Below are 11153 nucleotides of genomic sequence, written 5' to 3'. Positions count from 1 at the left end.
GTCGAGCAAGGCAGACACGGCACGGGAAAGGTCTTCGCAATCCTGCACCACCATCGTGCCGTCGGGACGTTCGGCCATGATCTGCAGCGTGTGCCCGTCCTGCAGGCCGTAGCGCACGCGCACGATCTCATAGCCCATATCGGCCGCGGTGGGTCGGATCAGCTCGAAGATCCGCCGCGGAATGCCCGGCGCGGCAATGAGATGGGTGTCGAGACGCGGATCGTCCGTCCCGTTTTCGCCCTCTGCGTCGCCTGCTGCCGAATTGGCGGCTGTCGCGTTCATCCCGGCTCCAATTGCCAAAACGGGGCTCTAAAAACAAAAAAAGCGGGCCCCCGTTTCCGGAGACGACCCACTCTGTAAGAGCGCCATCAATTGGGCTCTTTATAGGCCCAAAACCCTTGCTCTGGCAAGGGCGGCCTACAATGCCTCCAATCGGTGCAAAGCGCGGCGGTCCCGGTAGAACGCAACGATTTCCTCCGGGGAGAGTTCCCGGTCCGATTTGCTGCCGATGAAATATACGCCGCTTGCCCCATCGGCATTCATGCCGAAATCGCCCAATCCATCGAAAAATCTCAGCCAGAAGAACGCAAATCCGGTCAATTTCGCCAGTTTCTCACTCCGCGTGAGGGCCCGGATGAAATAGCGCAGCGACCAGTTGAGGCTGGTACCGACACCCTTTACCGGCCCGGCGGCAATGAGGTCGAACCGCCTGAAGAGCCAGCGATGGCCGCTCAGCGTGAAACGCGAAAAGTCATAAGCGCCCTCGTGAACCTGCTGCATGAAGGGCGTATCGGCATAGACAAGGCCTTCCGGCTTCAAAACCCGGTGGATTTCCGCGACCACCATATGCGGCTCGAGGACATGCTCGAGAACCGCCTGAATCCAGACCCCGTCAAAACTTGCATCGGGGAAGGGCAGACGGTGGGCATCGGCAACGAATAGCGTGTCGGGAGAGGCATAGACATCCGTACCGACGACATGAAAACCGGGATCGGTGTAAAGCGCTTCCATACCGCTGCCGATCGTGCCGCCGCCGATCACAAGCAGCTTCGCATCAGGTCTGGATTTCAGCCGCCGGGAAAAATAGGCGGCGGCCTGATGGGCCACCTGATTGACACCCAGCAGCCGGGATTTCACCCGGTTCGGCAAGCTCCGAGGACTGGAAACCCGCCGATCGTCGAGACCGCCAGCGGTCGAACTCACATCTTCGCGCGAGAAAATACTGTTCTCAAAATCGACCAGCACGGGTTGCCCACCCGTCTCCGGAAAACCTTCCCGACTCAGGGCGCAACCCGCATCGGTGCAGAAAATCCCGCCATCCCGGCGTTCGACACGCGAATGGCAGCGTGGACAGACCGCGAGGTTCAAAATGTCCATCTTGCTACTCCAAAGATCGCGATCACGGTGCCCGAACAGACTGGCGCGGCGGCTAAAGTCTAGCGACAGGGCCGGAATCCACCAACCTGATAAGCGCACGAAAGGCGGGTCATCGGTCTAAAGCGGAGATTGTTATGTGTGGCGCCGGAGCTAAAGGCGAATGAAGTCCAGATAGGCTGGCGTGCGACCTTCTCGGATCGCTTTTTCCTCGTATCGGGTGCCCGGCCAGTCTTCCGGCGCGGTGCGCCAGTCCGCCGGACGCTCGGCCTGCCACTCGAAGGACCCCTGCCCGTTTTCCCTCTCCCGGTTGTGACGGAGGATGCGCGCGAGCGTCCAGCCGACATAATCGGGAATATCGCTGGCGAAGCGCAAACGCCCGCCCGGCTTCAGCGCACGGGCGAGAAGGGACAGCGTTTCAGGATTGATGAAGCGGCGCTTGTTGTGGCGCTTTTTCGGCCAGGGATCGGGATAAAGGATGAAGATTCGCGACAGGCTTTCCGGCTTCAGCCTTTCGAGAAGAAAGCGGGCGTCGTCGCTCAGGACACGCACATTGGAAAGCTCTTGCGCCTCGATCTCGGCCAGCAGCTTGGCCACGCCATTGATGAAGGGTTCGCAGCCGATAATCCCGGCATCGCGGTTCCGCCCGGCCTGAAAGACCAGATGCTCGCCGCCCCCGAACCCGATTTCGAGCCAGATCTCCTTCGTCGCCGGCTCGAAAAGCGTTGCCGGATCGAGCGGCGCCTCGTGATCGAGCGGCACCGAAACGCGCGGCAGCAGCGTCTCCATCAGATCGTTCTGATGCTCACGTAAACGTTTGCCCCGCCGCCGCCCGTAGACATGACGTCTCTCGGACGAGGGGCGGGGCAAATCTTTCATATCGCGGTCGGCGCTTTTCATGGGCGCCGTAATGGCTCAATCGCCGGTCGCGATCAACCGCTTACTTAATGGCGGCTGCGATCTTGTCGGCAATGTCCGTCTTCTCCCAGGAGAAGCCGCCATCGCTGTCGGGCTTGCGGCCGAAGTGACCGTAAGCGGCGCTGCGCGCATAGATCGGCTTGTTGAGCTCGAGATGCTCGCGAATGCCGCGCGGGCTGAGGTCCATGCATTCGGCAACGGCCTTCTCGACCGCTTCCTCACCGACCTTGCCCGTGCCGTGCAGATCGCAATAGATCGACAGCGGTTTGGACACGCCGATCGCATAGGCGAGCTGGATGGTGCAGCGATCGGCAAGGCCGGCCGCGACCACGTTCTTCGCCAGATAGCGCGCCGCATAGGCTGCCGAGCGGTCAACCTTCGTCGGATCCTTACCGGAGAAGGCACCGCCGCCATGGGGCGCCCAGCCGCCATAGGTGTCGACGATGATCTTGCGGCCCGTAAGGCCCGCGTCGCCGTCGGGTCCGCCAATGACGAACTTGCCCGTGGGATTCACGTAGAACTCGTCTTCCGGCGGGAACCAGCCATCGGGCAGAACCTTCTGGACGTGCTGACGCACGACTTCACGAAGCTCTTCCTGCTTGGCTTCTTCCTTGTGCTGGGTCGACACGACCACGGAACGCACGCCAACCGGCTTGTTGTTCTCGTAGGTCATGGTGACCTGGCTCTTCGCATCCGGCTCCAGAAGCGTGCCGCCGGCGTGACGCGCCTCGGCCATGCTCTTCAGGATCTTGTGCGAATAGTCGATCGGCGCCGGCATCAGATCCGGCGTCTCGGTGCAGGCATACCCGAACATGATGCCCTGGTCGCCAGCGCCTTCGTCCTTGTTTCCGGCGGCGTCCACGCCCTGCGCGATATGGGCGGACTGCTCATGCAGCAGGACTTCGACGTCGGCGGTCTTCCAGTGGAAGCCCTCCTGCTCGTATCCGATGTCCTTGATCGCCTGGCGAGCCGTTTCCTCGATCTGCTCCTTGGTGATCGATTCCGGGCCACGCACTTCGCCGGCCAGCACCACCTTGTTGGTGGTGGTCAGGCATTCGCAGGCCACACGGGAATAAGGATCACCCGAAAGGTAAAGATCGAGCACGGAATCGGAAATCCTGTCGCAAACCTTATCGGGATGCCCTTCGGAAACTGATTCACTGGTGAACAGGAAATTTGACCGTGCCAAATTTATCTCCCTCGTTTCGAGATGAGTGTCATGCAGCGCAGGGGAAATGGCTCCGCCCGGCGCGCTCAGACCCGCTTCCGCGCCCATCCACTAGGATGGCCGCCGGGGGTACGGGCGTTATTGGTTCTTTCGATGCGGCCGGCGCAGCCAGATGCAGCGCCAGACACGCCATAGGTTCTTGCAAGGATCGCCTGCCGGGTCAACATCTGTGTAAAAAGATATGCACATAAGTGCATATCGATTTTGTGTCAGTCGCTCGCCAGAGCCGACGCCTGCTCAAGGGGAGAATCGATTTCTTCCCTATTTGCCAATAGCTTAATCAGGTCCAGCAGCCTTTTTCGCAGGCTCGGATCGCTGATCGAAAAGAAAGCGGCATTGAGCTGAATGCCCTCGGTCGTGGAGAGCAATTCAAAGTCGAAGCCCGTATCCGGGCCTTCATCGGCGGTGGATGCGGCCTCGAGCCCCTCGTAAAAATAGGAAACGGGGACGCCCAGAACCTGAGCGATCTGATAGAGGCGACTGGCTCCTACCCGGTTGGAGCCTTTCTCATATTTCTGGACTTGCTGAAAGGTGAGCTCCAGGGATTCGCCCAGCTTTTCCTGGCTCATGCCAATCAGCATGCGACGCATTCGTATTCTTCCGCCGACATGAATATCGACAGGATTCGGCGGTTTTCTGCTCACACAAGCCCCCAGATACCTTGCCTACATCCGTGTGCCCCACCCGGCCACGCTACAACCGATAGCACTGGGAAGTTGCGTCACGCAACTGGGGGTGGGGATAGACAGCGGCAAAGGGGGGCTTTCATCACGCCTTTAAAGACGGACTCCGCCATGCGGAAAGCAGGAACAGCAAAATGCCTAGAAACAGGACAAATCCATCGCCGAGCCGGGCGTAGAGCGTTGGCGGCAAGGCCGCGGGCAAGCGCGCATCGATGACGCCCTGCGTGTCCAGCGGCAGCGTATCGAGCAACCGCCCATAGGGATCGATCATGGCCGAAACCCCGTTATTGGCCGACCGCGCCAGCGGCAAACCCTGCTCCACTGCCCTGAGGCGGGCCTGCGCGAGATGCTGATAGGGACCGCTCGTCGTGCCGAACCAGGTGTCGATCGTGATGTTCACCAGCCAGTCGGGACGGTCCCCCGGCACGACCGTTTCACGCGGAAAGATGACTTCGTAGCAAATCAACGGACCGACCGGCGGCATGCCCTTCACATGAAGCGTGGCCGGGCCGGGCCCGGTATCGAAGCTGCCCCTGAAATGGGAGAGCTTCTCGAAACCGATCTTCGCCATGAAATGACGGAAGGGAACATATTCGCCGAACGGCACCAGGTGATGTTTGTCATAGACCGCCCGCACCTTGCCGTCGGAGCCCACGACATAAAGGCTGTTGTAGAAACGGCGAAGCCTGTCGGAGGGACCGTCCGGCGCAGGCTCGCCGCGATTGGCGCCAGTAATGAGCAGGGCGCCGGGCGGCAGCATGCGGGCGATGGCTGAGAGGACATAAGGCTCGCGCGCCAGCAGCACTTCCACCGCGTCTTCCGGCCAGACGACGATCGTATCGCCATCGGGCCCGAGCGGGCGTTTGCGGGTCGCCTCGGCGCTCATGCGCAAAAGCTTGCCGATGATCGAGACGATGCGCTCGTTGCGATTATCCTTGCTGGTGGCAAAGGGCGTGTTGGGCTGCACGATGCGGATCGAGTAATTGCCGTTATAGGCGGTGTCGGCGGAAGCGAGACGCACCGCACCGCCCACCCAGACCAGTGCCAGCACCACCCCGGCCACAACGAGCGGGGCGAAATGCTCCGCCCCGTTATGCGGCTTTGCGCCGACGCGCCTTGCCGGCATGCGCGTATCGAAGGCGGCAAGCGAACCCGCCGCCAGCATGACGATCAGGCTCAGTCCGGCCGCGCCGACAAGGGCGGCCGCCTGCATCATGGCATCGGAGGCGACGAGGCTTTCGCCGACCCGGTTCCAGGGAAACCCGGTAAACAGGATGCCGCGCAACCACTCGAAAGCAGTCCAGCTCACCGCCAGTACCGCGACGCGCCGATAGCCCGCGAACCAGAAAAGCCGGGCGGTCATCGCCGCCAGCCCGACATAGATCGCCATACCTGCCGGCAGGAGCGTGACCGCGAAAGGCAGGAAGACGGCAAACTTGTCGGCCTGAACGAGAAAGGCCTCGCCAACCCAGTAGAGACCGAAAAAGAAATAGCCGAAGCCGAAGAACCAGCCCGTGAAGAAGGCCTTGCCGAGGACCTTGCGGCGGCGGGCGCGGACCGGCTCCCCCACCCCGTCGAGCAACCAGACCAGCACCGGAACCGTCAGCAGAAGGATCGGCCAGAACCCGAATGGCTGAAGAGCGAGGACACTCAGTGCGCCCGCGAGAAAGGCCGTCCCGAGACGGTGCCAGCGGCGCATTTCCGACAACCTGTCGGCAATCCGTTCGACATGGCGTGCCGCCCAGTCCAGACGTTCCTCGATCTTCATGAACCCGGCTCAGCCTTCCTGAAGCGGTTCGCCCGCGGCCCCGGGCGATGCGTTTTCCGGCTTGCCCGCCTCCGCCTCGGCAAGGCTCTTTTCCGTCGACCGGCGCGAGGCGAGATGGATGCGCAGTTTCTTGATGCGGCGCGGGTCGGCATCCTTCACTTCGAATTCGAGCCCGGCGGGATGGCTGATGAGTTCGCCGCGCAGCGGAACCCGGCCGACGAGCGAGAAGACGAGGCCGCCCAGCGTATCGACGTCATTTTCCTCTTCCTCGTCGGTAAGCTTGAGGCCCAGCATTTCCTCAAGCTCCTCCACCTCGCAGCGTGCATCGGCATCGATGGTGCCGTCGGGACGTTTGGTCAGCGTGGGCCCTGCTTCGATGTCATGCTCGTCCTCGATGTCGCCGACGATTTCCTCGACGAGATCCTCGATCGAGACGAGACCGTCCGTGCCGCCATATTCGTCGATGACCAGTGCCATATGGATATGCGTCGCCTGCATCTTCAGCAGAAGATCGAGCGCGGGCATGGAGGGCGGCACGAAGATCACATTCCGCCTGATGTCGCGCAGCGCGAACCGGTTGCCGGAAAGGGCTATGGCCTTGTCGTTTCCGGCGGCGCTCGCTTCGTCGTCCCCGGTCTCTTCATTGCCGTCCGTGGAGGTCGCGTTCCCCGTTCCGGGCCTCTCTGCGCAGGGCACGGCGAGATAGGCCATCACATCCTTGATGTGGACCATGCCGATCGGGTCGTCCAGCGTCTCACGATAGATGGGCATGCGCGAATGGCTGGACTGGGTATAGAGCTGAAAAAGCTCTTCCAGCGACGCGCCTTCTTCCACCGCGACCACGTCGGCGCGCGGCACCATCACATCCTCCACCCGGAGCTCGCCGAAGCTCAGAATGTTGATGAGCATATGGCGCTCTTCTTCGGTCAGGCTGCGCCTTGTGTCGTCATGCTCTTCGATAACCTCTTCCAGGCTATCGCGCAGCGTATGGTCACCATTGCCGCCCAGCCCGAAAAGCGCCATCAGCCAGGAGCGGAACTTCGCCCGGGAGGGTTTGCGCTCGGAGCTATCGTGCCTTGCGGATGCGGACTGGGAGGATTCGGGTCTGTCGGTGGTGTCAGCCATTGGATTTGCGAAAGAGAGAGCCGTTCCGGGTTTCAATGCTGGGAGGCATAGGGATCGGCGATGCCCAGATCTTCGAGAATGTCGCGTTCCAGGGCCTCCATCTCCTCGGCCTCTTCGTCTTCCATATGGTCATGGCCAAGAAGATGCAGCACGCCATGCACGACAAGATGGGTGAGATGGTCGGAGAGGCTCTTGTGCTGCTCCACGGCTTCGCGCGCAATGGTTTCGCGGGCGAGCACCACATCGCCAAGCAAGGCGCTCTCTTCGGGCAGAAGGGGCTCGCCGCCAGCCATGCCGGGCATTTCCATGGAGGGAAAGGAGAGCACGTTGGTGGGAGCATCCTTGCCACGATAGGTCCGGTTCAGGGCCTGAACCAGCTTGTCGTCGCCCAGCACCACGCAAAGCTCCGCACCCTCGGTGTCGCCTGCGACCACATAGGCGTGCTCCGCCGCCCGCCTGACGATTTCGGCGGTGCCGCCGTCCCAGTCACCTGCTTCGCGAACGATATCGATGGTCAGTCCGGAAACCGGACTTCGCGCCGGGGCGGAGCGTTTCGGACGGGTATGATCGCCCGATGGCGGCGCGTCGCCGGAGCCGCCTCCCGAATGTCCGTTCCCGCGTGGGGGGTCACCCGCGCTCATTTGCCATCCTTTCGGTGTCCCTGCTCGCCCGGCTTCGGGCCGTCATTTCCATGATTCGACGTGTCGAGCAGACCGCGTTCATGAAAGTTATAGGCCTTGACGATCCGTGTCACGAGCGGATGACGCACCACGTCCACATCGGAAAACCGCACCGTGGCCGTGCCTTGCACGCCGTCGAGAACATCCAGCGCATCCTTGAGGCCGGACTTGGCCCCCAGAGGCAGGTCCACCTGGCTCGGGTCGCCGGTGATGGCCATGCGGCTGTTCTCGCCCAGACGGGTCAGGAACATCTTCATCTGCACAGGCGTACAGTTCTGCGCCTCGTCCAGAATGACATAGGAATTGGCAAGCGTCCGGCCGCGCATGAAGGCCAGCGGCGCCACTTCGATCTCGCCGGACTCGATCCCCTTCATCGCTTCCACGCCCGGCAGCGTGTCGTAAAGCGCGTCGTAAAGGGGGCGCAGATAGGGGTCGATCTTCTCTTTCAGGTCGCCGGGCAGGAAACCCAGACGTTCGCCCGCCTCGACCGCGGGACGCGACAGGATGATCCGGTCCACGCGTTTCTGGAGCAGCATGGAAACGGCGACGGCAACGGCGAGATAGGTCTTGCCCGTGCCCGCCGGACCGACGCCGAAGACGAGCTCGTTGTTGAAGAGCGCATCGATATAGGCGGCCTGCGTCTGTGAGCGCGGCGTAATCGTCCGCCGTTTGGTGACGACCTGAAGACGACCGCCCGGCTCGCGCGCCTCGGCCGCGGCTTCGACATTGCTGGACTGCGCCATGCGGATCGCGCCGTCCACTTCGCCCGCATTCACATCCTGACCGGATTTCAAACGGGCATAGAGATCCTTGAACACGCGGCCTGCCTGGTCGCGCGCTTCCGCCGTGCCGGTGATGACCAGCTTGTTACCCCGCGAGGTCGCGACAATGTCGAGACCCTGTTCGATACGGGCCAGATGCCGGTCATTGGCACCGAAAAGTTCAGTCAGGAGGGAGTTATCGTCGAACGCAAGGACGAGGCTTTCGCCGCCACCCGATGCGCTGGAGACACTTGTCATTCCTCCGGTCTCGTTCCGTCGTCCACCCGTTGCACTCAAATGCGCTCATCCCTGGTGGCCATGTTGCGGGAGGTCCCGCTCAGGCGGTCAGCACTGCCTTCTCCACGATGCGGCCGCGCAAACTGTTGGCGTGACCTTCATCGATTACGACTTCGGCCAGACGGCCGAACAATTCTTCCGGCGCATCGTCGACATGCACCGATTGCAGATAGGGGCTGCGGCCCACGAGCTGCGCCTCGCCCCGGCCGCGCCGGTCGAAAAGCACCGGCATGGACCGGCCCGCGCAGGCGCGGTTGAAGGCGAGCTGCTGTTCGTTCAGCAGCGCCTGCAGACGCTGCAGCCTTTCCGACTTCACCTCTTCGGCAAGCTGGTCTTCCTCCGTCGCCGCGGGCGTACCGGGACGCGGGGAATATTTGAAGGAATAGGCCTGCGCGTATTTTACCTCGCGCACGAGGTCGAGCGTCGCCTGGAAATCCTCTTCCGTCTCGCCGGGGAAGCCGACGATGAAATCGCCGGACATGGCGATGTCGGGGCGCGCGGCGCGAATGCGCTCGATAAGTCGCAGATAGCTTTCCGCCGTATGCTTGCGGTTCATCGCCTTCAGGATGCGGTCGGAGCCCGCCTGAACCGGCAGGTGCAGATAGGGCATCAGCTTGTCGACTTCCGCATGGGCGGCAATCAGTTCGTCATCCATGTCGCGGGGATGGCTGGTCGTGTAGCGAATGCGTTCGAGACCCGAAATCTCTGCCAGCCGCCGGATCAGACCGCCCAGCGTCGTGTCGCGGCCGGCATCGTTCTCGCCGTGATAGGCGTTCACGTTCTGACCAAGCAGCGTGATTTCGCGCACGCCCGCATCTGCCAGTGCCTTCGCTTCATCGAGGAGACGCGTCACCGGCCGGGAATATTCTCCGCCGCGCGTATAGGGCACGACGCAGAAGGCGCAGAACTTGTCGCAACCTTCCTGCACGGTGAGGAAAGCGGTCGCCCCCCGCGCAAGCGTCTTGCGCGTTTCGGCCATGGGAAGGCTCTCGAATTTCGCCTCGACGGGAAACTCGGTTTCGACGATGCCGGGCGAGCCGTTGTCGAGACGGGCCACATATTCCGGCAGGCGGTGATAGGTCTGGGGCCCGACCACGAGATCGACGGCGGGCGCGCGGCGGCGCATCTCCTCGCCCTCGGCCTGGGCGACGCACCCGGCGACGCCGATCATCAGGCGCTCGCCCCTTGCCGCCTTCTCCTCCTTGAGCAGTCGCAGACGGCCCAGTTCCGAATAGACCTTCTCGGCGGCCTTTTCGCGGATATGGCAGGTGTTGAGGAGGATGAAATCGGCCTCCTCCGGCGTATCGACTTCGGCATAGCCTTTCGGCGCCATGACATCGGCCATGCGGGCGCTGTCATAGACGTTCATCTGGCAGCCATAGGTCTTGATGAAAATCTTGCGGGCGGACGCACCGGCGGGGTGGTCACTGCTTTCGGGGCCGGTGCCTTCCAGATGCGTTGGCTGTTCGGACGCTGAAGTGTCAGACAATGGGTGCTCGTTTCCTCATACCGTTGAGCAACTCTTCGGGACCGCCCTCTTCTTCCATGCATGGCCGGTCGGCCCGCATATGATCTGTAGACCCAAACGCTATCACGTTCACGACAGCAGCGGGAGAGGGGGTTCGCCGGATGCGATGTTGCGGAGGTGCCGTCCTTCCGGGCGCCGCCATTATCGGGCGACGGCCGCCGCGGGGGTGGGCCGGGCCGACGGCTGGTCGGCTGCGGCCTCCTCCGGCCCGGGAACATGACGGCCCGTCAGTGCGCGCGCAAGCCCGATCCGGCAACAGGCCTCGCAATAATTGGCCAGCGCCTTGCGGTTGCCGATTTCCCGGATCGTGACCGGGCGGTGATATTCCATCACCACGTCAATCGGGCCCTTCTTGAAGGCCGCCCAGAGATGGGGCACCAGCTCCATATCGCCATACCAGGCGAAGAAGGGCCGGTTGTGGCGCCCCATGGGCAGTCCATGAAGGTTGGTATAGGCGACCGAAATCGGCTGAACGACGAGATCGTCCTCGCGATCGTCCTCGCCATTCACGACCGCAAGCTGCGCCACGCTCATCAGCGCGCTCTTGAAAGTCAGGACGCGATTGCCGTCGCTGGAGGTTCCTTCGGGGAAGAGCACCAGATTGTCGCCCTCGGCGATGCGCGAATGGATGAGGTTGCGCGATTCAGCGGTGCGGGTCCGGCGTTCGCGCTCCACGAACACCGTGTTCTGGAGGCGGGCCAGCGTGCCGAAGAAGGGCCAGCCCGCGACCTCGCTCTTGGCGACGAAGGAGATCGGCAGGACCGAACTCATGATCGGGATGTCGAGCCAGG

At 62.5% G+C, this 11153-nt stretch carries 10 protein-coding genes and 1 pseudogene; all 11 read right to left on the bottom strand.

Annotated features, from left to right (window positions below):
* A pseudogene (locus tag CMI59_RS16730) lies at window positions 1-282 on the bottom strand (hypothetical protein); the annotation flags it as partial.
* Between the two features lie 135 nt (window positions 283-417).
* Entirely contained in the window at window positions 418-1377 is a 960-nt protein-coding gene (locus tag CMI59_RS16725) for a class I SAM-dependent methyltransferase (RefSeq protein WP_293329366.1), read from the bottom strand.
* A gap of 150 nt (window positions 1378-1527) precedes the next feature.
* A complete protein-coding gene (trmB, locus tag CMI59_RS16720) occupies window positions 1528-2253 on the bottom strand; it encodes a tRNA (guanosine(46)-N7)-methyltransferase TrmB (RefSeq protein WP_293329368.1) in 726 nt (241 codons plus the stop codon).
* A 61-nt stretch (window positions 2254-2314) separates the two neighbouring features.
* On the bottom strand, window positions 2315-3481 hold the full coding sequence (gene metK / locus CMI59_RS16715) for a methionine adenosyltransferase (protein ID WP_293329365.1): 1167 nt from the start codon (window positions 3479-3481) through the stop codon (window positions 2315-2317).
* Window positions 3482-3729: 248 nt separating this feature from the next.
* Window positions 3730-4164, bottom strand: coding sequence for a helix-turn-helix transcriptional regulator (locus CMI59_RS16710; RefSeq protein ID WP_293329364.1), 435 nt, complete (start codon window positions 4162-4164; stop codon window positions 3730-3732).
* Between the two features lie 124 nt (window positions 4165-4288).
* Window positions 4289-5971 (bottom strand): apolipoprotein N-acyltransferase, encoded by a 1683-nt coding sequence (gene lnt, locus CMI59_RS16705; RefSeq protein WP_293329363.1) that lies wholly within the window; start codon window positions 5969-5971, stop codon window positions 4289-4291.
* A gap of 9 nt (window positions 5972-5980) precedes the next feature.
* Window positions 5981-7096 (bottom strand): hemolysin family protein, encoded by a 1116-nt coding sequence (locus tag CMI59_RS16700; protein WP_293329362.1) that lies wholly within the window; start codon window positions 7094-7096, stop codon window positions 5981-5983.
* A 32-nt stretch (window positions 7097-7128) separates the two neighbouring features.
* The gene (ybeY, locus tag CMI59_RS16695) at window positions 7129-7737 is read right to left on the bottom strand and encodes an rRNA maturation RNase YbeY (protein WP_293329361.1); all 609 of its coding nucleotides are present in this window, start codon (window positions 7735-7737) and stop codon (window positions 7129-7131) included.
* Window positions 7734-8795, bottom strand: a complete 1062-nt coding sequence (locus CMI59_RS16690; RefSeq protein WP_293329360.1) for a PhoH family protein — start codon at window positions 8793-8795, stop codon at window positions 7734-7736. Before CMI59_RS16690 ends, ybeY begins: the two co-directional genes overlap by 4 nt.
* A gap of 79 nt (window positions 8796-8874) precedes the next feature.
* Window positions 8875-10287, bottom strand: a complete 1413-nt coding sequence (miaB, locus tag CMI59_RS16685; RefSeq protein ID WP_293329367.1) for a tRNA (N6-isopentenyl adenosine(37)-C2)-methylthiotransferase MiaB — start codon at window positions 10285-10287, stop codon at window positions 8875-8877.
* Between the two features lie 216 nt (window positions 10288-10503).
* On the bottom strand, window positions 10504-11153 hold a 650-nt coding region (locus CMI59_RS16680; RefSeq protein ID WP_293329359.1), incomplete at its 5' end, for a lysophospholipid acyltransferase family protein.

This window comes from Parvibaculum sp. (assembly GCF_002684405.1).
Taxonomy (GTDB): domain Bacteria; phylum Pseudomonadota; class Alphaproteobacteria; order Parvibaculales; family Parvibaculaceae; genus Parvibaculum.
Note: the sequence above shows the minus strand (reverse complement) of the source record. Positions and strands in the feature narration are given on the sequence as shown.